Below are 22,181 nucleotides of genomic sequence, written 5' to 3' on the forward strand. Positions count from 1 at the left end.
ATGTGGAGGAACCCGTCGCATCCGGACCGTCCGCTGCATGCCATTGTGCAGCCTCCGGGACCCGGCCTTTTCACCGCGATCCGCGACGCGCTCTCCGGCGACGGCCCCGCCGTCCTGCCGCTCCAGCCGGGCCACGAGCGCCAGGTCCTCCAGGCTCTGCGCCCCACGCACGTCGACGGCGAGCCGCGTCCCGGCGGCGCCGGCGTCCCGGACGACGTGGCGGTCGTGATCGCCACCAGCGGCAGCACCGGCGTGCCCAAGGGCGTGCAGTTGTCGGCGTCCGCCCTGCGCGCCTCGGCGTCGGCCTCGCTGGACAGGATCGGGGCCGGCGAGGGCGACCGGTGGCTGTGCTGCCTGCCCGTCTCCCACGTCTCGGGCCTTCAGGTGCTGGTCCGCGCCCTGCTGTCGGGCAGCGAGCCGATCATCCACCCCTCCTTCGACATGGGGGCCGTGCTGTCCTCGGGGGCCGACCACGTCTCCCTGGTGCCGACCCAGCTCCACCGGCTGGTCGAGGCGGGCGCGGACCTGTCGGTGTTCCGCACGATCCTGCTCGGCGGCGCGGCGCCCCGGTCCGGGCTGGTCGAGCGGGCCGGGGAACTCGGCGCGCGGGTGGTGACCACGTACGGGATGAGCGAGACGTGCGGCGGCTGCGTCTACGACGGCCACGCCCTTTACGATGTAGATCTCAAAATCGGCGAGGACGGCCTGATCAGGATCGCCGGGCCCGTGCTCTTCTCCGGCTACCGCTTCGCCGGGCGCGACCCCTTCGACGGCGACTGGTTCGTCACCTCCGACCTCGGCGAGCTGAGCGGCGGCCGGCTGCGCGTCCTCGGCCGGGCCGACGACGTCGTCAACACCGGCGGCGAGAAGGTCGTGGCCGCCGTGGTGACCGCTGTGCTCGGCGCCCATCCCGAGGTCGCCGACGTGGCCGTGGCGGGCCTGCCCGACCCGGAGTGGGGCGAGGCGGTCACGGCGTTCGTGGTGCCGGCCGACCCGGCCGCGCCCCCCACGCTGGCCGAGCTGCGCGCCTTCTGCCGCGACCGGCTGCCCGCCCACGCCGCCCCGCGCGGCCTGCGCCTGCTCCCCCGCCTGCCGCTGCTGCCCAACGGCAAGACCGATCTCGTACGGCTGCGTACAGGAACCTGACGCGCCGCGGCTGCGTCATAACGGGGAGAAGGAAAGGAGCCTTCATGAACCAGACCCGCAAGATGTGGACGTCCGCGGCCGTCGTCGGCGTGATCGTCGTCGGTGGCGCCTCGGTCGCGGCGGCCGCCTCGGCGGGCAAGCTCGACGCGGTCGCCAGGGAGACCCGGGCCGTGGTCGAGCAGTCGTCGCCGACCGGTCGGCCGGTCCCCGCGCCCGACAGCACCGAGGGCATCGTGATCTCCACGGAGGTCAACCCCGACCCGCGCGAGGTCATCGACTACTGGACCGACAAGCGCATGGAGGAGGCCGAGCCGATGCCCATGCCCGAGGCGACCGGAAGCTTTGAGGTGGCGGAGTAGATTCCCGCCTTCCCGGGGGTGGCGCGCCCCGTGGGCGTTCCGCCCCTTTTTCATCCGTCCGGGAACAAATAACGGTGGATGGCGTTATTGATACTGGTGCGCTGTGCGGAGTGACCACCGCCCCACCACAACCTGCCTGATCGCTTCGACTCCGTACGGAGGAGGTGTCCTCATGCCCAGAACCGCCGTGGCGACCCCACCCGCGACTCTCGACCAGCTCATTGAACGAGGGCGAGCCCAGGGTCACCTTTCTCTGGCGGAGCTGCGTGACGCGTTCGCCCAGGCCGGCATCAGCCCCTCTGAAGGCCGCACGATCCTGCGCGAGCTGTCGGAGGCCGGTGTGAGCCTGGCCGCCGAGAACGAGCCGTCCCTGGCCAAGACCGCTGCCAAGAAGACCACCCAGAAGAGCGCTCCGAAGCCGAGGAAGGCTTCCGGGGCAAAGGCTACCGGCCGCACGGCCGCCGAGGCAAAAAGCCAGGTGGACGGCAAGCCGGAGCACGAGGAGGACGTGGCGCCCGACGACCTCGAACTGACCTCCGAGGACACCGAGATCGAGAACGACGCCATGGACCTGGACGACAACCAGTCCGTGATGGGCGACTCGGTCCACACGTACCTGAAGTCGATCGGCCGCCGTACGCTGCTCACCGCCGCCCAGGAGGTCGAGCTGGCCCGCCGGATCGAGGCCGGCCTGTACGCCGAGTACAAGCTGGAGACCGACCCCGACGCGCCGTCGTCCGTCCGCGACGACCTGCACCTGGTCATCGAGGACGGCCGGCAGGCCAAGGACCACATGCTGGAGGCCAACCTGCGGCTGGTCGTCTCGGTGGCCAAGAAGTACACCGACCGCGGCATGTCCCTGCTGGACGTCGTCCAGGAGGGCAACCTGGGGCTGATCAGGGCCGTGGAGAAGTTCGACTACACCAAGGGCTTCAAGTTCTCCACCTACGCCATGTGGTGGATCCGCCAGGCCATCCAGCGCGGCTTCGCCGACTCCGCCCGTACGATCCGGCTGCCCGTGCACGTGCTGGAGATGCTGTCCAAGCTGTCGCGGATCGAGCGCGACATGCACCAGAGGCTGGGCCGCGAGCCCACGCCCGAGGAGCTGGCCGTCGAGCTCGACAAGACGCCGGACCAGATCGAGGAGCTGCTGCGCACCAGCCGCCAGCCGATCTCGCTGAACGCGACCATCGGCGAGGACGGCGAGACCACGATCGGCGACCTCATCGAGGACGTCGACTCGCCGGAGGCGTCGGAGATCGTCGACCGCCAGCTGCTGGGCGACCAGCTGCGCGGCGTGCTCGACAACCTCTCGCCCCGCGAGTCGAAGATCATGGCCCTGCGGTTCGGCCTGGTGGACGGCAAGCCGCACACCCTGGACGAGATCGGCAAGCACCTCGGCCTGACCCGCGAGCGCATCCGCCAGCTGGAGAAGGAGTCGCTGTCGAAGCTGCGCCACCCGAGCAACACCCGTCCCCTGCTCGACTGGGCCAGCTGACCCACGCCCGAGCCCCGGCACCCCACGCCGGGGCCGCTCACGAGAGCCCCTGCCATGCGCAAGGGGCCTCACCGGCGCCCCGGCCGCCCGCCCGGAGTTCCGGAACACACGAAGAGCCCCGGCGCGCGAGGCGCCGGGGCTCTCGTGGTGCCTGAGCTCAGGCGGTGGCGGGCACCGGCCGGGGCACACGCGGGATGCCCCACATGCGGTTCTCCTCGCGCAGCGTGCGCAGCCGGTCGACCTCGGCCGTCCACATGGCCCCGGGGGGCGTGGCCTTGGCCTTGCGGCGCGCGATGCGGTCGTCGTACGACCGCACGCCGAACGTGGCCCGCTGCCCGGCCTCCGCGGCCCGCAGCGCCTCGGTCAGCGCGACGTCGAACGCCCGGCCCGCCGCCAGCAGCTCGATCTCGTCGGCCGCGGCGGCCCGCAGGTCGCGCACGATCTGCTCGGCCTGCCTGGCCTTGTCAAGCAGCTGCGGGTAGCCCTTGGAGATCTCCTGGTCCGCGTGGTAGCGAACCTCGGCCTCCCGGCTCACCCGCGGACGGAAAAACGCCATCGACCCTGCCCTTCACGCAGTCTTTGCTGTTCAACCCACAAGGGTACGCCGTCCGACACCGCCTCCGAACACCGGGCGACGGACGGGGCCGCCCAGTAAGATGATCACCATGCCCGCAAAGAGACCTCCCGTCCCACTCTCCCGCGAGCGCATCATCGAGGCCGCACTCCACATCGCCGACAGCCAGGGGCTGCGCCGGCTCACCATGCGCCGGCTGGGCGACGCCCTGGAGGTGGAGGCCATGGCCATCTACCACCACCTGCCCCGGGGCAAGGAGGCGCTGATGGACGCGCTGGCCGAGCACGTCACGTCCGTGCACGTGGAGCAGGCGGCCACCTGGCAGGAGACGGCCAGGGCGTGGTGCCGGGCGGGCCGGGAGCTGCTGCGCGAGCATCCGGGCGTGCTCGCGCTGGCCCTGACCAAGCCACCCAAGGGCGCCACCGCCGTCGCCATCAGGGAGCAGACCGAGCAACTCGCCGACGGGGGCCTGAACGACGCCCCGGAGGCCGTACGGGCGCTGCGGGCCTTCGTGTTCGGCAGCGTGGCGGTCGAAGTCCAGCAATCAGGATGGGCTGACCCGGAAGTTGATGAATGGGTCAGGCGGGACGAAAGGGCTGATGTGGACTTCGAAAGAGGGCTCGACGCTTTGCTCAAGGGGTTGCAAACGTAGTGCGCGTGTCACGCTTGGCCCGTTATCCTGCATAAGGCACGCTGTGTCGAAGGTCACACGACGGGGGGATCCTCCTGTAACAGTCCGAACGGGCTATGTCGGACCGTGTGACGCACGTCGCACACTTGCCAGAACAACAAACCCGAGCCGCTCCCGTCCCTCTCCCGGGAGCACCCACGAGATATCGGAGGCACGCCGATGTGCCCGCACGACCCGGCCTGTCCGTCTGCCGAGGCGCCGGACCGCGAGGCAGCACGTACCCTCGCATGCCACCCCGAGCAGGGGTGGAGCCTTCTCTGCAACGGCGTCGTCCTGTTCGAGGACACCGGGGAGCTCCTGCCCAGTGGCACCGTCATCGCGCCGCACCGGCCCGACCCCCTGGTGGGCGCCGCCTGACGGCGGCGTAGCCGCCGATCCACCGGGCCACGACCTCGCCCACCCGGGTGGGGTCCCGCTTCAGGTCGTGGCCCTCACCCGGCAGCACCACCAGCCGGGCGCAGTCCGCGGGATCCGGCACCCCGAACGGATCCCGGTCCCCGTTGACCACCAGCACGTCGACCCCGGCCCCGCGCAGCTCCTCGGCCCTGGAACGCTCCGGCTTGCCCGGCGGGTGCAGGGGGAAGGCCAGCGCCACCACCGCCGCCGCGCCCACCGCCGAGGCCGTACGGCAGGCCACCCGGGCGCCGTTGCTCCGGCCGCCCTGCACCAGCGGCAGCCCCGGCCATCCGGCCCGCAACTCGGCCAGCACGGCCTCCCACGCCTCGTCCTGGCGGACCGCCGAGCCCGGCGCCCGCGCCCCCGCGACCCGGAACGCCTGTGACACCCTGGCCACGGTCGCCCCCACCCCGAGCGCGGCGTCGCGGACGGCCAGCAGGTCGGGCGCCTCCACTCCCCCGGCCGAGCCGTGGGTCAGCACCAGCAGCAGCCGGGGCTCGGCCGCCTCGTCGACCTGCACCAGCGCGGGCCCTCTCGGAGTCATGATCTCCATGGCAGCACCGTACCTGGGGAGGATCCGCCGTTGGCTCCCAGGGACGATGACGGCGCGCCGGACAACCGGGATGATGACCTGTATGCCAGAGATGCGCCCCATCCGGGATGACCTGCAGGCCACCCTCGACGCCCGCCGCGACCTCGGTCCCGACTACGAGACCGCGCTCGTCGAGTCCTTCGTCGAACGGCTCGACGCCACCATCGCCGCCCGCGTCCAGGCCGAGCAGGGCGGCCACGGCCTCGCCCCGGTCAAGCCCAAGCACCGGCAGAACACCGGCGCGGCGATGATCCCCATCGCGCTGGGCTCGATGGGCCTCGGCATCCCGCTGACCGCCATCGCGGCCGGCAACTCGGGCCTGGTCGGCCTGACGATCACGTGGCTGGCGATCGTCGCCATCAACGTGGCCGCCGCCGTGGCCATCATGCGCCGCGGCTGAGAGCCCTCAGGGGATTCGGGTCAGGCGTCGCGGTGAAATCGCAGCCGGACCTCGGCGGCCATGGTCTCGTCCTCGTGTTCGAGGCCGTACGTCCACACCTGGCCGGCGTCCTCGGTGCGCCCGCGCAGCGGCAGCGTGCGGGCCAGCAGCTCGATGGCCAGCGCCCCCGTCCGGGGGTCGGCCCCGCTCTCGACGGCCTCGGCGAACTCCGCGCAGGCCTGCTCCAGGTGCGCGATGCCGAGCAGCACCCGCAGCCCCGGCAGCTCCCGCGCCGGGGCGAACTCCAGCGCGTCCAGCAGCAGCCCGGCCGCCTCCCCCGGATCGCCGTGCTCCAGCAGCGTCTCGGCGAGCTGGCGTGCCGCGTGCGCGGCGGCCTCGGCGTCGCCCACGTCCAGGCCCGCGTCGTAGGCGGCGCGCAGCTCCTTGTCCGCCTCCTGCGGGCTGCCGGCCAGCCGGGCCAGCGCGAGGTGCGCCAGCGGGACGTAGGCCGGCGTGCCGACGCCGAGCACGGCCTGCCAGGCGGCCCTGGCCTGGTCGTCGCGGCCCTCGCGCTCGAAGCCCTGGGCCAGGTGGCAGGCGGCCTGGGCGGCGTACTCGGGATGGCCGGTGGCCAGCGCGGTGCGGGCCGCGGCGCGGGCGGCGTCGGTGTCGCCGCGCTCGTCGAGCACCACGGCCAGCCCCACGGCCGCCTGGGCCCGGTCGGGGCTGTCGGGGTCGGCGACCAGCTCGGTCAGTATCGCCGCCGCACCGTCGAGGTCGCCGCCCTCGGCCAGGCGGCGGGCGGTGTCGAGAGGCGGGGTCTCCAGCTCTGAGAACGTCAAGAGAGCTCCTTCGGGCGACGGATCGCACCGAGCCTAACGGCTCGTCGCGATCATGTCTGCTCACTTGACGGTGTGGGACTGGGCCGTGCCCGAAGCGGGCCTCCGGGCGGGGACCCGCTCGGCGGATCAGTCCTCGTACGCCTCCAGCGGCGGGCAGGAGCACACCAGGTTGCGGTCGCCGTACGCCTGGTCGATGCGGCGCACCGGCACCCAGTACTTGCCCTCGCGCAGCGAGGCCAGCGGGTAGGCCGCCTCGGTCCGCGAGTACGGGTGGGGCCACTCGTCGGCGGTGACCGACTCGGCCGTGTGCGGCGCGTTGCGCAGCGGGTTGTCGGTCTTGTCGTAGTCGCCGGAGGCCACCTTGGCGATCTCGCCCCGGATGGCGATCATGGCGTCCACGAACCGGTCGAGCTCGCCCAGGTCCTCGCTCTCGGTGGGCTCGATCATCAGCGTCCCGGCCACCGGGAACGACATGGTCGGCGCGTGGAAACCGTAGTCGATCAGGCGCTTGGCCACGTCGTCGACGGTGACGCCGGTCTCCTTGGTGATCTGGCGCAGGTCCACGATGCACTCGTGCGCGACCAGGCCGCCGCGGCCGGTGTAGAGCACCGGGTAGTGCGGGGCCAGCCGCCGGGCCAGGTAGTTGGCCGACAGGATGGCCTGCTCGGTGGCCGCCGTGAGGCCCTCGGAGCCCATCATCCGCACGTACGCCCACGAGATCGGCAGGATGCCCGCCGAGCCGTACGGGGCGGCCGAGACCGGGCCGACCGGGCCGCCGTCGCGCAGCGGGTGGCCGGGCAGGTAGGCCGCCAGGTGGCCGCGGACCGCGACCGGGCCGACGCCGGGGCCGCCGCCGCCGTGCGGGATGCAGAACGTCTTGTGCAGGTTGAGGTGCGACACGTCGGCGCCGAACTCGCCGGGCTTGGCCAGGCCCACCAGGGCGTTGAGGTTGGCGCCGTCGACGTAGACCTGGCCGCCGGCCTCGTGCACCTTGGCGCAGACCTCGGTGATCGACTCCTCGTACACGCCGTGCGTGGACGGGTACGTCACCATGATCGCGGCCAGCCGCTCGCGGTGCTTGGCGATCTTGGCGTCGAGGTCGGCCAGGTCGATGTTCCCGTCGCCGTCGCAGGCCACGACCACGACCCGCATGCCCGCCATGACGGCGCTGGCCGCGTTCGTGCCGTGGGCGGAGGACGGGATCAGGCACACGTCACGCTCGGTGGCGCCGTTGGCCTGGTGGTAGGCGCGGATGGCCAGCAGGCCGGCGAACTCGCCCTGGGAGCCCGCGTTCGGCTGGATGGAGACCGCGTCGTAGCCGGTCACCTCGGCCAGCCAGCCCTCCAGGGTGCCGATGAGCTCCCGGTAACCCTCGGTCTGGGCCTCCGGCGCGTACGGGTGGACGCCCGCGAACTCCGGCCAGGTGATCGGCTCCATCTCGGTGGTGGCGTTCAGCTTCATCGTGCAGGAGCCGAGCGGGATCATCGAACGGTCGAGCGCGATGTCCTTGTCCTGGAGCCTGCGCAGGTAGCGCAGCATCGCGGTCTCGGAGCGGTGGCTGTGGAAGACCGGGTGGGTCAGGTAGTCCGACTCGCGCAGCAGGTCGGCCGGCAGCGCGTCGGCCGACAGCTCCACCTCCTCGCGCTCGACGCCGAAGGCGGCCCACACCTTGACCAGCTCGGCCGCGCCGGTCTTCTCGTCACAGGCGATGGAGACGTGGTCGTCGCCTGCCTGCCACAGGTTGACGCCCCGCTCGGCGGCGGCGGCCACCACCTCGGCGGCCCGGCCGGGCACGCGGACGAGCACGGTGTCGAAGAACTCGCCGTGCACGACCTCCAGGCCGGCCTCGCGCAGCCCGCCGGCCAGCGCGACGGCGTGCCGGTGCACCCGCAGCGCGATGCGGCGCAGGCCCTCGGGGCCGTGGTAGACGGCGTACATGCCGGCGATCACCGCCAGCAGGACCTGGGCGGTGCAGATGTTGCTGGTGGCCTTCTCGCGGCGGATGTGCTGCTCGCGGGTCTGCAGGGCCAGCCGGTAGGCGGGGTCGCCGTCGACGTCGACCGACACGCCGACCAGGCGGCCGGGCATCTGCCGCTGCAGGCCCTCGCGTACGGACATGTAGGCCGCGTGCGGCCCGCCGAAGCCGAAGGAGACGCCGAAGCGCTGGGAGGAGCCGACGGCGATGTCGGCGCCCAGCTCGCCGGGGGCGGCCACGAGCGTGAGGGCCAGCAGGTCGGCGGCGGCCACGACGAGCGCGCCCGCCTCGTGCGCCCTGGCGGCCACGTCGCGGAAGTCGCGCAGGCGGCCCGAGGCGCCCGGGTACTGCACCAGCACGCCGAAGCACTCGGGCAGCTCGCCGTCGAGGTCGTGCTCGACCAGCGTGATGCCGAGCGGCTCGGCGCGGGTGGCCAGCACGGCCTTGGTCTGGGGCAGCGTGTCGGCGTCGACCACGAACACGTCGCTCTTGGATTTGCCCGCCCGGCGGGCCAGCGTCATGGCCTCGGCCGCGGCGGTGCCCTCGTCCAGCAGGGAGGCGCCGGCGACGTCGAGGCCGGTCAGGTCGGAGACGACCGTCTGGAAGTTCAGCAGCGCCTCCAGGCGGCCCTGCGAGATCTCCGGCTGGTACGGCGTGTAGGCGGTGTACCAGCCCGGGTTCTCCAGCAGGTTGCGCCGGATGACGGCGGGCGTGACGGTGTCGTGGTAGCCCAGCCCGATCATGGAGGTCAGCACCCGGTTGCGGGAGGCCAGCTCGCGCAGCTCGGCGATGGCCTCGGTCTCGCTCGCGGCGGCCGGCAGCTTGAGCCGGTCCTTGGCCCTGATGGCCTCGGGAACGGCCACGGCCACCAGATCGCCGACGGACTCGAAGCCCACGGCCTCGAGCATGCGCTGCTGCTCGGACTCCGATGGGCCGATATGCCTGGACGAGAACGGCGGAGCGGACAGGTCGGTCATGGAGGTTGCCTCCTGAGGCGTGGAGACCGGCGCCGGGGCGCGGGCGAGTGCCGGATCTCCCCCTCTGTCAGCGCGACGTCATCGCGACCTGAGAGCTTCACCCCGCCGTGGGGCTTGCACCGTCGGTGAGGTGCGCCTGGCGGGCGCACCTGCTTTCCAGAGTTGCCTCACCCGAGCGGTACGGGATGCCTGAGAGATTCCGGGGAGGGTTGCTCCTTCGGCGCCCCAGGACCGAGGCCCAGGGACTCTCCCGCACGGGGTCGTCAGCCTTACTCTGTCCTAGATTACTACGGTGTGTTCAGCGGTTCAGCTCACCCCGTGCGGCGTGCGCGCCGGCGCTTGGCAAGCTCGTCAGTGGGATGGTCGGCCGGGACGCTGTCCTCGACCGCCGCCCGTTCCCCCGGCAGCTCCGCGAGGGAGCCCTCGACCTCGCGCCAGACCCGGCCGAGCGCGATGCCGAACACGCCCTGCCCGCCCTGGAGGAGATCGATCACCTCGTCGGCGGAGGTGCACTCGTAGACGCTGACCCCGTCGCTCATGAGCGTGATCTGCGCGAGGTCGGCGACCCCGCGGTCACGCAGATGCTGCACCGCGGTGCGGATCTGCTGCAGCGACACTCCCGTGTCGAGCAGCCGCTTGACGACCTTGAGCACCAGGATGTCGCGGAAGCTGTAGAGCCGCTGCGAGCCCGAGCCGTGCGCGGCTCTTATCGTGGGCTCCACCAGGCCCGTGCGCGCCCAGTAGTCGAGCTGCCTGTAGGTGATGCCGGCCGCCGAACACGCTGTGGGCCCGCGGTATCCGATGTCGGCGGGCAGCGTCGTGGGCTGCTCGTCGAAGAGCAGGCCCTGCTCTCCGGCACGCTGCCGCGCACTCTCACGCCGCACCGGATCTTCCTGGCCGGCCGTCTTTCCCTCGCCGCTGCTGACCGCCACGCGGACCTCCGGCTTTCTCTCATCCCGCGGCCTGATCTGGGGGTTCGTAAAGGGCGACCACGGGTTTCACTTGCACCGTAGGACCGTGACCATGCTCAGTCAACGATCCGGCTCGGCGCGTCGTGAAGCGTAAATGCACTGAAATACCTACCCCGCCCTGCCGAAGTCCTCGGGAGTGATCGTGTCAAGGAACTCCCTGAACTTCTCCACCTCGTCCTCCTGGTCGTCCGGGATGATCACACCGGCCTCCTGGACGACCTCTTCGCTGGCGAAGATGCGGGCGCCGGTACGCAGGGCCAGGGCGATCGAGTCGGACGGCCTGGCGCTCACCTCCACGCCGTTGGAGAACACAAGGTCGGCGAAGAAGATGCCGTCACGCAAAGCGACGATGTTGACCGCGCGCAGCCCCACGCCGAGCGCGCTCAGCACGTCCCTGAACAGATCATGGGTGAGCGGCCGGGGCGGCGGCTCCTCGGCCTGCGCCAGGGCGATCGCGGTCGCCTCGGTCATGCCGATCCAGATCGGAAGGAACCGTTCCCCGTGTGCCTCCTTGAGCAAGACGATCGGTTGATTTGTGGGCATCTCAACTCGTACGCCCACGACCTCCATCTGCAACACGGGCTGCTCCGTATTCGACCGGCCGGTCGCCCGGCACAGCTGTTGACTGGGTCGCTTCTGCTCCACACTTGTGCATTTCAACGTAACACCCGGCAGGCCTGGAATGTGCCCCGGCCTTCCAGCTCCGTGCCCTCAGCGGCCCAGGACAGACCTGACGCCGCTGCGCACCAGGGAGGCGTGCAGATCGAGCAGGAGCTGGGACAGCTCCCTGGCCGCCTCGTCGGCCTCGCCGATGGCACCGGGGGCGCGTCGCTTGAGTATGGGCGCGACGGCCTGCTCGACCAGCCCGCACTCCCGCTCGGCGGCGGCCTTGACCGCGCGCAGGTGGCGGGCGTGCAGGCCGAAGCGGGCCAGGGCGCCGACGCTGCGCGCGACCTTCAGCGCCTCCTCGTCGTAGCGCCTGGCCACGGGGGCGAGCAGGCCGTAGTCCTCCAGCTCGGCGAGGGTCTCCTCGTCGATGCCGGCGGCCTCCAGCAGCTCGGCCCGGCTGAACCGGATCTCCTGCGGCTGCTGCACCGCGCGCGGGCGGCCGAAGCTCTCGGCCATCCTGTCCTTGATCACCCGCAGCGGCAGGTAGTGGTCACGCTGCTCGGTCAGGATGAAGCGCAGCTGCTCGACGTGGAGGTGGGTGAACTTGCGGTAGCCCGAGGGGCTGCGCTCGGGCTCGATCAGCCCCTCACCCTCCAGGAAGCGGATCTTGGACACGGTGACGTCGGGGAACTCGCCCTGCAGCAGGGCGAGCACCTCCCCGATGCTCATGTGCGAGCGTGCCGCCTGTGAGCTCATGCGCCGGCGTTGACCCTCATCAGGAAGACGAGGCGGAACTTGCCGATCTGCACCTCGTCTCCGGAGTGCAGGGGGACCTCCTCGATGCGCTCCCGGTTGACGTAGGTGCCGTTGAGGCTGCCCACGTCGCGTACGGAGAACTGGCCGCCGCGGTGGCGGTAGAACTCGACGTGGCGGCGGGAGACGGTGATGTCGTCGAGGAAGATGTCGCTCTCCGGGTGGCGCCCGGTCGTGGTGAGGTCCTTGTCGAGCCGGAACCGGCTCCCCTGGTTGGGCCCCCTGGTCACGGTGAGCAACGCCGTGCCGGGCGGGAGCTGTTCGACCAGCGCCCGTTCGGCCAGGAGCATGTCGCCTGTCTCAGCCTCGTACGCCTCGATTCCCGCGACCGAGATCGTCGATGTGGTGTCCCCGGAGACCTCGGGTCTGGTCAGCGGTGACCCACAGCGGGAACAGAAACGGGCATCCTCGGGGTTGGCGTGCCCGCACTGCGTGCAGTAGACGCTCGGCATCGATCGGCTCGGCCTCCTACCGCGAAGACGCGGCGACGGTGCTGGGGACGCGCCTGCCTTCGCTCTTCAAGTTTGCGAATGCCGCAACTTACGCTGATCAGCGGCAAAGGTCAAGGCGGGGCGCTGGACTGCTGGTTCGGACGCTGACAAAGTTACCGCCGCCCCCACCCCGTGGTCCATGCCGCCGCGCGTTTCTACATTACGATCTTGCGGCACTCCGCGCGCACATCGCGGGCGAAGGCTTTTCCGCTACTCTACGTGATCAGACGGCTGCCTGTTCGACCACGCGGGCCCAGCGTTCGAGCAACGCCTGGGCGCCGTCCATGTCGGGAGCCTCGGCCCACAGGTCGGTGACCGGCTCGGCGGCGGCGGGCAGGATCAGCACCCACGATCCGTCGTCGCGGGCGACCCGCACGCCGTCGGTGGTGTCCACGCGCCAGCCGTCGGGCTCGGCCTCGGCGGCCTCGATGACCGAGCGCATGACCGCGCCCTTGGCCGCCCACTGGGTGGGCACGCTCCGCCGCAGCAGCTTGACCTCGGGGATCCTGGCGTCGATCTGACTGAGCGACAGCCGGGTGCGGGCCACCAGCCCCAGCAGGCGCATGAACGCGGCCAGGCCGTCGATGGCCGGGCTGAACTCCGGCACGACGAACCCGCCGCGCCCGTCGGCCGCGAAAATCATGTCGGGGCCCTCGGCGGCGGAGGTCAGGGCGTCGAGCGCGGTCGAGGTCCACTGCACCTGGACGCCGTGGAAGCGGCAGACCTGCTCGGCGACGCGCGTGGTGGTGACGGGCAGGGCCACCCGGCCGCCCCCGCGCTCGGCCGCCACCAGGTCCAGCACGACGAGCAGGGCGCGTTCCTCGCTGATGAGCTGGCCGGTCTCGTCCACCAGCGCGATGCGTTCGCCCACCGGGTCGAGGCGCACGCCGAACGCCGCCCGCGAGGAGCTGACCAGCTCCGACAGGCGTTGCAGGTCGCGGCGGCGCTCGGCCAGCGTCTCGGTGGGCGAGACGTCGTCCAGGCGGGCGTTGACGGTGAGCACCTCGACGCCGGCCCGGCTGAGCAGCGTGGGCATCACCAGGGAGGAGGTGCCGCCGGCGCAGTCGACCACGACCTTCATGTCCTTGACGCCGGTCACGCCGATGGCCCGCATCAGCTCGTGCGTGTAGCCCTCGACGGCCCTGGCCGGGTAGTGCAGCTCGGCGATCTCGCCGGGGAAGGCCCGCCGGTACTCCTGGCGGGAGAAGACGCGCTCCAGCTTGCGCTGGGCGGCCGGGGGCAGGTCGGCGCCGCGGTCGTCCATGATGACGATGTCGACGCTCTGCGGGTCGCCCGGCGTGGTGCGCAGGGCGATGCCGCCGGCGGCCGACTCGCGCGCGGTGTGGAAGCGGGCCACGGGCAGCGGCGCGGCCTCCAGGTCCAGGACGTTGATCGCGGCGGCGGTCAGCGCGCCGATCACGGCCCGCTTGAGCGCCCTGGCGGCCAGGGAGCAGTCGCGGGAGGTGACGACGTAGGCGCCCTTGCGCAGGGTGGTGGCGTACGCGCCGGCCAGGCGGACGCACAGCTCGGCGGTGATCTCGACGTTGACCAGGCCGCTGACGCCGCGCGGGCCGAACAGGTTGCGCTGGCCGCGCGACTCCCAGATGACGCTGGTGTTGACGACCGCGCCGGCCTCGATGGTCTTGAACGGGTAGACCTTGACGCCGCTGGAGATGTACGCCTCGGCCTCGATGACGCATTCGTCGCCGATGACGGCGTCCTCCTCGACGCGGGCGCCGCCCATGACGTCGGTGCTCTTGCCGATCACGCAGCCGCGCAGGTGGGCGCCGGGGCCGAGGTAGACGTTGTCGTGCACGACCGCGCGGTGCAGGAAGGCGCCCTCGCGCACGACCGCGTTGTTGCCGAGCACGGTGAACTCGCGCAGTTCGGCGCCCGCCTCCACCTTGGCGTAGTCGCCGATCAGCAGCGGGCCCTTCAGGACGGCGTCGGGGTCGACCGTGGCCGAGTCGGCCACCCAGACGCCCGGGGAGAGCTCGAAGCCGCCGATGTCGAGGCGGACCCGGCCCGACAGCGCGTCGGCCTGGGCCTTGAGGTAGCTGGCGTGGGTGCCGACGTCCTCCCAGTAGCCGCCGGCGACGTAGCCGTAGATGGGGGCGCCGCGTTCCAGGAGGGCGGGGAAGACGTCTGATGACCAGTCGACCGGTTCGCCGTCGGCCACGGCGTCGAGGACCTCGGGCTCCATGACGTAGATGCCGGTGTTGACGGTGTCGGAGAAGACCTGCCCCCAGGTGGGCTTCTCCAGGAAGCGCTGAACGCGTCCGCTCTCGTCGAGGATGATGATCCCGAATTCGAGGGGGTTGGGTACGCGTTTCAGGCCGATGGTGACAAGAGCCGAATTTTCGCGATGAAAACGGATCATGTCGGATAAGTCGATATCCGTGAGGGCGTCGCCGGAGATGACCAGGAAGCGGTCGTCGCGGAGGCGGGCGGCGGCGTTCTTGACGCTGCCCGCGGTGCCGAGGGGCAGGTCCTCGGTGGCGTACTGGAGGTTCATGCCCAGCTCGTCGCCGTCGCCGAAGTAGTTGCGCACGAGGGCGGCCAGGAACTGGAGGGTGACGACCGTCTCGGTGATGCCGTGCCGTTTGAGCAGGCGCAGGACGTGTTCCATGATCGGGCGGTTGACCACGGGGAGCAGAGGCTTGGGCTGGTTGGCGGTCATCGGACGCAGCCGAGTCCCCTCCCCGCCCGCCATGACGACCGCCTTCACCCGATCACTCCTTCGTGGTCGCGGTTACGAGTTGGCGCACCTGCACCACATACAGGATCCCTGCCCACCAATACAGGCCCGTGCCCCACAGCGCGAAGGCCCACCCGGCAATTCGCGCTATATCGGCATACCACCCGGTGTGGGAGGCGAGGAAGAGCAGCGGGAAGGCGTACATGAGGTTGAACATGGCGGCCTTGCCCAGGAAATGCACCTGAAGTGCCTTATAGCCATGTTTGCGAAGTACGGGGAACGAACAGGCGACGAAGAGCTCCCGGGCCACGATGACGGCCACCAGCCACCACGGGATGACCTCCCGCAGCAGCAGGGCCAGGATGGTGGCGAAGACGTACAGCTTGTCGGCGGCCGGATCGATCACCCGGCCGAGCTTGCTGGTCTGGTTGAACGCGCGAGCGATCTTGCCGTCGAGCCAGTCGGTGAACCCGGCCACGATGAGGATGCCGATGGCCCACCCGTCCGCCCGTGGGCCCAGGACCAACCACAGGAACACGGGGACGCCCAGCAGGCGCAGGAAGCTCAGCAGGTTGGGAACCGTCCAGATCCGGTCCTCGGCGGAAGTTTCGCTCACGCAGAGACCCTACTGCGTGGAACTCCGGCACAGACGCCCCACCAGCGACCATTCCCTGCCTGGACTTCCCCGCGGGGCGGGGTGAGTGGGCGTTTCGCGGCATGTGGGGGCGGGAAAAGGCTGGGTGATCGATCCCCCCGCGGTGCCGGCCTGGCTTGGGGGGATCGGATGTGGCCCTGGGAGTCCGGCGTGCTGCGGGGCGCGCCGGAGATCGCCTTGTTCCTCTGCCTGGCCCTCGGGTTCGCCCTGGGCCGGATCAGGTTCCGCGGGGTGGCCCTCGGCGGCGTGGCCGGGACACTGGCCGCGGCTCTGGCCGTCGGGCTGCTGACCGGCGGCGTCGTGGTCCACCAGCAGGTGCGCGTGATCGCCTTCGCGATCTTCGCCTTCACCCTCGGCCACACCCTCGGGCCCGCCTTCTTCGCGGCGTTCGCCGGGCGCAACCTGCGGTACGTGTGGTTCACGGTCGCCGAGGTCGTGGGGGCGCTGGCGGTCGCGGCGCTCGTCGCGGACGCGCTGGGGCTGGATCCGGGCACCACGGCAGGGCTGGTCGCGGGGGCGGCGGCCGGGCCGGTGGCCCTGGGGACGGCCTCCGACGCCATGCAGGCCGCCGGGATCGCGCAGGCCACGCTCGGGCCCGCGTACGTCCTGTCCTATCTCTTCGCGCTGGTCACGATCGCGCTGCTGACCGGCCGGGCCGCGCCCGCGGTGCTGCGGTTCGACCCCGGCGAGGAGGCCGCGGCACTGTGGCGGCGGCTGGACGGCGCTGAGGAGACGCCACCGCCGCCGGTGCTGGGCAAGGCCCACCAGGTCACCACCGGCGAGGGCAGGACGGTCGGGCAGGCGGAGATCGCGATGGGCACCCGGGTCTCGGTGGAGCGGCTGCGCAGGAACGGCCGGCCGATCGCGTTCGGCCCGGACACGCTGCTGCAGCGCGACGACGAGGTCGTGGTCGTCGGCGTGCGGCAGGACGTCGTCAACGCGGGCGCGGTCGTCGGGCCCGAGGTGCCCGGCGGGCGGGAGCTCGACCTGGACCTGGAGGTGGCCGACGTGATGCTCGCGAGCCGGCCGCCGGCGACCGTCCGCGACCTGCGCGCCGGGCTGTCCGGGCAGGGGGTGCAGGACCTGCACGTGTGCGAGGTGACGCGGGTGGGGTGCCGGTTGCCGGTCAGGCCGGGGACGGAGCTGTGCGCCGGTGACGTGGTGCGGGTGACCGGGATGAAGCGGGACGTGGACCGGGCGGCGGCCTGGCTCGGGGCGCGGGCGGACGCCGGGCGGCGGGCCGACGTCGTCTACCTGGCCGCCGGGCTCGTCGTCGGGCTGGTGGCGGGGGTGGCGGGCGGCCTCACGGTGTCGCTCGGGTGCCTGGTGGCCGGGCTGGTGTTCGGCCGGGCGCGGGCGGGACGTGCCCGCTTCGGGCAGTACGACGCGGGCGCGGCGCGGGTGGTGGGCGAGGTGTCGCTCGGCGTGTTCGTGGCGGCCCTCGGGCTGTCGGCGGGGCCGGCGGCGGTGGAGCTGGTGGGGCGGCACGCCTGGCAGGTGGCCCTCGGCGCGGTCGCCACGGCCGCGGTACCCGTGGTGATCTCGCTGGCCATGGGGGCCAAGCTGATGATGTTGCCGCCGCCGCTGGTGCTGGGCGCGGTGACCGGCCAGCACGGCCTGACGACGGTCCTCGGCGCGGTGCGCAGGATGTCGGGGAACCGGACGCCGATGTTGTCGTACACGGTCGTGCACGCGCTGGCGGGAGCCGTGCTGGCCCTGCTGGGCCCCGCCGCGGTGGCCCTGGCCCGCTGGACGGGCGGCTGACCGGACCGCCGGCGCGCGGGAGGCTCAGGTGCGCAGGAAGGCGTGCGTGTGGCCGACGGGGACGAAGCCGAGCCGGCCGTAGAACTCGCGCGGCCAGTCGGCGGCGTCGGCGACCAGGAACGTCAGCTCGGTGTCCGCCGTGGCGGCGAGCAGCGCGGTCATCAGGGCACGGGCGAAGCCCCGGCCCCGGTGGCGCTCGCCGCCGCGGCGCGCGCGGCGAGCCCTTCGATCACGCTCTCCCCCGCCCGCGGCAGCGACTCGCGCCACTCCTCGCGCAGCACGGGCAGCAGCTCCTCCAGGTCGAGCCGCTCGGTGGCAGGCGCGGGCGCGGAGGGACGGGGGCCGTGGAAGGCCATGACGACGTTGGTCTCGTGCTGGTAGCCGGCGGCGGCGAACGCGGGCCGGAACTCCTGGCCCAGGCGGTCGTCGTCGACGCACACCAGCCGGTGGCCGAGCCCGGCGAGCCGCTCCTCGGCCGCGGCGAGCACCGGCCCGGGGCCGCCGCTCCAGACGATCAGCTTGTTGTCGTCGTGCGACATCGGGTAGCGCTCGTCGAGCACCGCGAACCCGCCCGGGACCGGCGCCACGGCGGGCGCCTTGCGGCGGGCGAGGTCGTGCACGAAGGCGAGCGCCCGCGACAGCTCGTCAGCCACCGCGGGCGGCCCGCAGGAAGGCCCTGATCAGGGCGGAGTCCTTGACCCCGGGCGCGGTCTCGACGCCGCTGGACACGTCGACCCCCCACGGGCCGGCGGCCTGGACGGCCTCGGCCACGTTCGACGGGTCGAGCCCGCCGGCCAGCATCCACCGGCCGGACGGGCGGCCGCGCACCGCCGCCCAGTCCCAGGGCTCCCCCGAGCCGGGACGCGGGGCGTCGACGATGAGCAGGTCTTCGTCGTGGGCGCCGCAGCGCAGGTCGGCGGCGGCGTCGACGGCGCGAACGAGCGGGCGGCCGAGGTCTTTCAGCGCGGTGAAGTCGGCGTGGGGGTGGTCGCCGTGGAGCTGGACGGCGCGCACGCCCGAGGCCAGCGCCGCGGCCCGGACCGTCTCGGGGTCCTCGCCCCGGAAGACGCCCACGGTGAGCACGTGGGCGGGGATCGCCGCGGCCAGCTCGGCCGCCCGCTCGGGCGTCACCCTGCGCGGGCTCCGGGTGAGCACGAACCCGATGGCGTCGGCGCCCGCCTCGACGGCGACCACGACGTGCTCGGGCTCGCTCAACCCGCAGATCTTCACATACACACCACAGACCTTAGCGGCGACGGGACGCCGACGGCGACCACGACCAGATCAGCAGCGCGCCGATGAGGCCGAACAGCAGCACCCCGTTGGGCAGGTGGGCGCCCAGCCAGAGCCAGGTGACGTGCTGGAGGCCGCCGACGACGAACAGCGCGACGCTGGCCCACACCGGCCAGCCAGCGCCGCGGCCGGGCCGCCAGACCAGGACGGCCAGCACGATCTGCACGAGCGCCACCAGATGGACGACCATGCCCGCCATGACGTGCGTGTCGGCCAGTGTGCCGCCGCCCGCCGCCACGGCCTGCCCGGCGAACGAGGCGGCCACGAGCAGCGCGACGGCCTGGGCGATGATGGCGACGCGCAGGCTGTGGAGCAGCCCCGCGGACACCTGCCGTGTCGTGCCGGGGCGCGGCATGACCTGAGTCTCCCCCATGATGTGGGTCCTTTCTGCGAACGAAGGACCCACATCGTGTCGAGGGCGGCCACATACGGTCGTCAGCCTGCGGGATGACCCCCCGGTCCCCCACGTGGCGGACGGACCGGGCGGAAGGCCGCGTCCACCAGACCGGCGCGGTGGGCGACCACGGCGGCCTGGATGCGGTTGCGCAGGCCGAGCTTGTCCATGGCGGCGGCGATGTGCGTCTTGACGGTGGTGATGCCGACGTGCAGCTCCTCGGCGATCTCGGCGTTGGACAGGCCGGTGCCGACCAGGGCGAGCACCTCCAGCTCGCGTTCGGTCAGCCCGGACGGCGGCGGCGCGGCGGCCTGCTCCTCGGCGGCCAGGAACCGTTCGACGACCCGGCGCAGCACCGAGGGGGCCAGCAGCTGCTCCCCCGCGGCGGCCCTGCGCACGGCGTCGACCATGCGTTCCGGCTCGTCGTCCTTGACCAGGAAGCCGACGGCGCCGGCGCGCAGGGCGGCGTGCACGTCGGCGTCCTCGGCGAACGTGGTGAGCACGACGACGCGGGCCCCCGGGCGGGCGGCCAGCACCCGCCTGGTCGCCTCCAGGCCGTCGACGCGGGGCATGCGCAGGTCCATGAGGATGACGTCGGGCACGTGGCGTTCGGCCAGGCGGACGGCCTCGGCGCCGTCCACGGCCTCGCCCACGACCTCCATGTCACCCGCGGCCTGCAGCAACATGCGCACGCCCGCGCGGACCAGCGCCTGGTCGTCGGCCACCAGCACCCGGATCACGCGGCGCTCCTGGCGGGCAGGCTGGCCAGCAGCAGCCAGCCGCCGTCGCCGTCCGGCCCGGCGCTGAGGGTGCCGCCGAGGGCGCGTACACGCTCGCGCATGCCGGCCAGGCCGCGGCCGGAGGAGGGCAGGCGTTCGATGACGGTGGGCGGGCGGCCGTTGCGGATCTCGATGGACAACCCTTCCTGGGCGGGGGCCACGATGACGCGGACCCGGGTGCCGGGTCCGGCGTGTTTGAGCACGTTGGTGAGACCTTCCTGGACGATGCGCGCGGCGGAGGCGCGGGCGATGAGCGGGGCGCGGTCGCTGGCCGGGTCGAGGTCGAGGTCGACGACGAGCCCGGCGGCGGCCATGCGTTCGGCGGACTCGCGGACCACGTCGGCGGGGTTGGCCAGCAGGTCGGGGCCGCGGTCGGGGTCGCGCAGCAGGTCGAGCAGGTCGCGCAGGTCCTGCAGCACCTGGTGGCCGGTCTCGCGGATGTCGGACAGCGCGTCGGCGACCGGCCCGTCGGGCGCGGTGTAGCGGGCGGCGCCGGCGCGCAGCACCATGGCGCCGACGTGGTGGGCCACGATGTCGTGCACGTCGCGGGCGATGCGCTCGCGCTCGGCGAGCTGGTCGGCGCGCACCTGGGCGACCGCGAGCCGGGCCGACTCCTCGGCGCGCAGGCGTTCGGCGGCGGCGGCGTCCTGCCGCATGCCGAGGTAGCGGCCGATCGCGATGGGCGTGGCCACCAGCATCATCAGCACGCCGACGCGGAACGGGGTGATCTCGGTGCCGTCGCCGACGACGGCGATGGCGGCCAGCAGGCAGCCGGTGAGGTACGCGGCCGCCGTCCAGGCCCAGGAGGCGACGCGCATGGAGAACACGCCGATGGCGATGAGCGTGAGGATCAGGCAGGTGTTGACGACGTCGTTGAGATAGGTGTCGGCGGCGACCAGCAGCACGCCCTGCAGCAGGAGGACCAGGCCGGGCAGGCGCCTGGCGACGCCCAGCGACAACCCGCCGACCACGGCGAGCAGGCCGATCACCCACGCGGGCAAGGCGCCGCTGTGCCAGGAGGTCCAGGTGCTGAGCACGGTGATCGCCACGCCGCCGGCGGCCAGCAGCGCGTCGGGCGTGACGTCGCGCTCCTCCAGCCGCTCGGCCGAGCTGCGCAGGTAGGCGCCGAGCACGGTGGGGAAGACGGGCAGCAGCACCGAGTACATCCAGGTGTTGCCGGTCATCGCGATGCCGGGGTCGGCGATGTTGACCGCGGTGGCCATGACGGTCGCGCCCACGCCGAGCAGGGCGGGCTTCCAGGGGACGCGGAAGCCGACCACGCCGAGCGCGACGCAGATGAGGATCTGCGCGGTGTTGGAGGTGTAGGAGCCGAGCTGGTCGCTGAGGACGAGGAAGGCGGCCAGGTAGAGGGTGACGGGCAGCGGCCATCGGCGTACGAGTCCCATGGGCAGGCCCACCAGGAAGGCCATGGGGATGTTCATCGCCGCCGGCAGGTACGCGGTGTCGCCCGCGTGGGCCGTCGTCAACAGATCCAGGCCCACGCCCGACACCGCGAGCAGGACATCGAGCGGCACACCACGCCAACGCATGGCCTCACGCTATCCACCCTCGACCGATACCTGATCCTCCGCACGGAGGACCCCGTCTCCTCCTAGTGGCCGCAGGTTCGTCCAGAGGAGGGAGCGCAGAGGGTGATCTTCCCGATACGTTCGGGGCCATGTCCAACGACACCGCAATGTTCCTCGGCCAGTTCCTGCGCGCCCCCGCCGTGATCGGCGCCGTCGCCCCGAGTTCACGCCGCCTGGCCGCGGCCGTCTGCGCGCCGGTGCCGGAACGTGGCGAGCCGACCGTGGTGGAGCTCGGGCCGGGCACCGGCCCGTTCACGGCGGAGATCCAGCAGCGCCTCGGCGGGCGCGGCCACCACCTGGCCGTCGAGGTGAACGGGCGGCTCGCGGCGCTGCTCGCCGAGCGGTTCCCCGGCGTGGACGTGGCCCACGCCGACGCGGCGCGCCTGGGCGAACTGCTGAGCGGGCGCGGGCTGAGCCACGCCGACGTCGTGGTGAGCGGCCTGCCGTGGGCGGCCTTCCCCACGGGGTTGCAGCACGAGCTGCTAGACGCGGTGACGTCGGTGATGAGCCCCGGCGCGGCCTTCACCACCTTCTCCTACATCCACGCCATCCCGCTCAGCTCGGCCCGGCGGTTCCGGGCGCTGCTGGCCGAGCGGTTCGAGGAGGTCGTGCCCGGACGTACGGTGTGGCGCAACACCCCTCCGGCCTTCGTGTTCCACGCCCGCAGACCTCGACCCTGAACAGAACGAACTTCTA

General features: G+C 72.4%; 24 protein-coding genes and 1 riboswitch. Of the genes, 8 read left to right on the forward strand and 16 right to left on the reverse strand.

Annotated features, from left to right (window positions below):
* The 3 genes from ACIHAD_RS14230 (at window position 1) to ACIHAD_RS14240 (ending at window position 3,003) form a co-directional block, all read left to right on the forward strand.
* Window positions 1-1,146 carry an AMP-binding protein gene (locus ACIHAD_RS14230; protein ID WP_397354827.1) on the forward strand — a complete coding sequence of 382 codons (1,146 nt, stop codon included), beginning with the start codon at window positions 1-3 and terminating at the stop codon, window positions 1,144-1,146.
* 44 nt (window positions 1,147-1,190) lie between these two features.
* A complete protein-coding gene (locus ACIHAD_RS14235) occupies window positions 1,191-1,505 on the forward strand; it encodes a hypothetical protein (protein ID WP_397354828.1) in 315 nt (104 codons plus the stop codon).
* A 172-nt stretch (window positions 1,506-1,677) separates the two neighbouring features.
* Window positions 1,678-3,003, forward strand: coding sequence for an RNA polymerase sigma factor (locus ACIHAD_RS14240; protein WP_397354829.1), 1,326 nt, complete (start codon window positions 1,678-1,680; stop codon window positions 3,001-3,003).
* A 157-nt stretch (window positions 3,004-3,160) separates the two neighbouring features.
* On the opposite strand, the gene ACIHAD_RS14245 is transcribed toward ACIHAD_RS14240, so the two are convergent.
* A complete protein-coding gene (locus tag ACIHAD_RS14245) occupies window positions 3,161-3,559 on the reverse strand; it encodes a hypothetical protein (RefSeq protein WP_397354830.1) in 399 nt (132 codons plus the stop codon).
* Between the two features lie 109 nt (window positions 3,560-3,668).
* On the opposite strand from ACIHAD_RS14245, the gene ACIHAD_RS14250 reads away from it, so the two are divergent.
* Window positions 3,669-4,229, forward strand: coding sequence for a TetR/AcrR family transcriptional regulator C-terminal domain-containing protein (locus ACIHAD_RS14250; protein ID WP_358286538.1), 561 nt, complete (start codon window positions 3,669-3,671; stop codon window positions 4,227-4,229).
* A 198-nt stretch (window positions 4,230-4,427) separates the two neighbouring features.
* Entirely contained in the window at window positions 4,428-4,625 is a 198-nt protein-coding gene (locus ACIHAD_RS14255) for a DUF5999 family protein (RefSeq protein ID WP_125637444.1), read from the forward strand.
* Here the strand turns inward: ACIHAD_RS14255 and ACIHAD_RS14260 are convergent.
* Entirely contained in the window at window positions 4,582-5,217 is a 636-nt protein-coding gene (locus ACIHAD_RS14260) for an alpha/beta family hydrolase (protein ID WP_397354831.1), read from the reverse strand. The genes ACIHAD_RS14255 and ACIHAD_RS14260 overlap by 44 nt on opposite strands.
* Before the next feature lie 82 nt (window positions 5,218-5,299).
* Here ACIHAD_RS14260 and ACIHAD_RS14265 point away from each other — a divergent pair, with 82 nt between their 5' ends.
* Window positions 5,300-5,656, forward strand: a complete 357-nt coding sequence (locus ACIHAD_RS14265; RefSeq protein WP_397354832.1) for a hypothetical protein — start codon at window positions 5,300-5,302, stop codon at window positions 5,654-5,656.
* 20 nt (window positions 5,657-5,676) lie between these two features.
* Here the strand turns inward: ACIHAD_RS14265 and ACIHAD_RS14270 are convergent, their stop codons facing one another.
* The 8 genes from ACIHAD_RS14270 to ACIHAD_RS14305 all read right to left on the reverse strand — a co-directional run bounded on the left by ACIHAD_RS14270 (window position 5,677) and on the right by ACIHAD_RS14305 (window position 15,627).
* Window positions 5,677-6,477: a hypothetical protein gene (locus ACIHAD_RS14270; RefSeq protein WP_397354833.1), complete on the reverse strand. Its 801-nt coding sequence runs from the start codon at window positions 6,475-6,477 to the stop codon at window positions 5,677-5,679.
* A 126-nt stretch (window positions 6,478-6,603) separates the two neighbouring features.
* Window positions 6,604-9,429 carry an aminomethyl-transferring glycine dehydrogenase gene (gene gcvP / locus ACIHAD_RS14275; protein WP_397354834.1) on the reverse strand — a complete coding sequence of 942 codons (2,826 nt, stop codon included), beginning with the start codon at window positions 9,427-9,429 and terminating at the stop codon, window positions 6,604-6,606.
* A 166-nt stretch (window positions 9,430-9,595) separates the two neighbouring features.
* Window positions 9,596-9,692: riboswitch (glycine riboswitch) on the reverse strand.
* 48 nt (window positions 9,693-9,740) lie between these two features.
* Window positions 9,741-10,361, reverse strand: a complete 621-nt coding sequence (locus tag ACIHAD_RS14280; protein ID WP_357704863.1) for a MerR family transcriptional regulator — start codon at window positions 10,359-10,361, stop codon at window positions 9,741-9,743.
* 147 nt (window positions 10,362-10,508) lie between these two features.
* Window positions 10,509-10,979 (reverse strand): bifunctional nuclease family protein, encoded by a 471-nt coding sequence (locus ACIHAD_RS14285; RefSeq protein ID WP_090771501.1) that lies wholly within the window; start codon window positions 10,977-10,979, stop codon window positions 10,509-10,511.
* A 132-nt stretch (window positions 10,980-11,111) separates the two neighbouring features.
* On the reverse strand, window positions 11,112-11,738 hold the full coding sequence (locus ACIHAD_RS14290; protein ID WP_397354835.1) for a MerR family transcriptional regulator: 627 nt from the start codon (window positions 11,736-11,738) through the stop codon (window positions 11,112-11,114).
* Between the two features lie 23 nt (window positions 11,739-11,761).
* Window positions 11,762-12,274, reverse strand: coding sequence for an FHA domain-containing protein (locus tag ACIHAD_RS14295; protein ID WP_352325615.1), 513 nt, complete (start codon window positions 12,272-12,274; stop codon window positions 11,762-11,764).
* 262 nt (window positions 12,275-12,536) lie between these two features.
* On the reverse strand, window positions 12,537-15,041 hold the full coding sequence (locus tag ACIHAD_RS14300) for a sugar phosphate nucleotidyltransferase (protein ID WP_397354836.1): 2,505 nt from the start codon (window positions 15,039-15,041) through the stop codon (window positions 12,537-12,539).
* Window positions 15,042-15,045: 4 nt separating this feature from the next.
* Entirely contained in the window at window positions 15,046-15,627 is a 582-nt protein-coding gene (locus ACIHAD_RS14305; protein WP_397354838.1) for a CDP-alcohol phosphatidyltransferase family protein, read from the reverse strand.
* Window positions 15,628-15,795: 168 nt separating this feature from the next.
* Here ACIHAD_RS14305 and ACIHAD_RS14310 point away from each other — a divergent pair, with 168 nt between their 5' ends.
* Window positions 15,796-17,430, forward strand: a complete 1,635-nt coding sequence (locus ACIHAD_RS14310) for a hypothetical protein (protein ID WP_397354839.1) — start codon at window positions 15,796-15,798, stop codon at window positions 17,428-17,430.
* Window positions 17,431-17,454: 24 nt separating this feature from the next.
* Here the strand turns inward: ACIHAD_RS14310 and ACIHAD_RS14315 are convergent, their stop codons facing one another.
* The 6 genes from ACIHAD_RS14315 to ACIHAD_RS14340 all read right to left on the reverse strand — a co-directional run bounded on the left by ACIHAD_RS14315 (window position 17,455) and on the right by ACIHAD_RS14340 (window position 21,446).
* Complete coding sequence (locus ACIHAD_RS14315; protein ID WP_397354840.1) at window positions 17,455-17,592, reverse strand: hypothetical protein; 138 nt, start codon at window positions 17,590-17,592, stop codon at window positions 17,455-17,457.
* Complete coding sequence (locus ACIHAD_RS14320; RefSeq protein WP_397354841.1) at window positions 17,592-18,083, reverse strand: hypothetical protein; 492 nt, start codon at window positions 18,081-18,083, stop codon at window positions 17,592-17,594. Before ACIHAD_RS14320 ends, ACIHAD_RS14315 begins: the two co-directional genes overlap by 1 nt.
* Window positions 18,076-18,666 carry a phosphoribosylanthranilate isomerase gene (locus ACIHAD_RS14325; RefSeq protein ID WP_397354842.1) on the reverse strand — a complete coding sequence of 197 codons (591 nt, stop codon included), beginning with the start codon at window positions 18,664-18,666 and terminating at the stop codon, window positions 18,076-18,078. Before ACIHAD_RS14325 ends, ACIHAD_RS14320 begins: the two co-directional genes overlap by 8 nt.
* 10 nt (window positions 18,667-18,676) lie before the next feature.
* The gene (locus ACIHAD_RS14330; protein ID WP_397354844.1) at window positions 18,677-19,096 is read right to left on the reverse strand and encodes a hypothetical protein; all 420 of its coding nucleotides are present in this window, start codon (window positions 19,094-19,096) and stop codon (window positions 18,677-18,679) included.
* Window positions 19,097-19,158: 62 nt separating this feature from the next.
* Window positions 19,159-19,857 carry a response regulator gene (locus tag ACIHAD_RS14335; RefSeq protein WP_397354845.1) on the reverse strand — a complete coding sequence of 233 codons (699 nt, stop codon included), beginning with the start codon at window positions 19,855-19,857 and terminating at the stop codon, window positions 19,159-19,161.
* Window positions 19,854-21,446 (reverse strand): sensor histidine kinase, encoded by a 1,593-nt coding sequence (locus ACIHAD_RS14340; RefSeq protein ID WP_397354846.1) that lies wholly within the window; start codon window positions 21,444-21,446, stop codon window positions 19,854-19,856. Before ACIHAD_RS14340 ends, ACIHAD_RS14335 begins: the two co-directional genes overlap by 4 nt.
* Before the next feature lie 128 nt (window positions 21,447-21,574).
* Between ACIHAD_RS14340 and ACIHAD_RS14345 the strand changes: the two genes are divergently transcribed.
* Window positions 21,575-22,165 (forward strand): class I SAM-dependent methyltransferase, encoded by a 591-nt coding sequence (locus ACIHAD_RS14345; RefSeq protein WP_397354847.1) that lies wholly within the window; start codon window positions 21,575-21,577, stop codon window positions 22,163-22,165.
* The last annotated feature ends 16 nt before the right edge of the window (window positions 22,166-22,181 follow it).

It is taken from the genome of Nonomuraea sp. NPDC052265, assembly GCF_044547985.1.
GTDB lineage: Bacteria > Actinomycetota > Actinomycetes > Streptosporangiales > Streptosporangiaceae > Nonomuraea.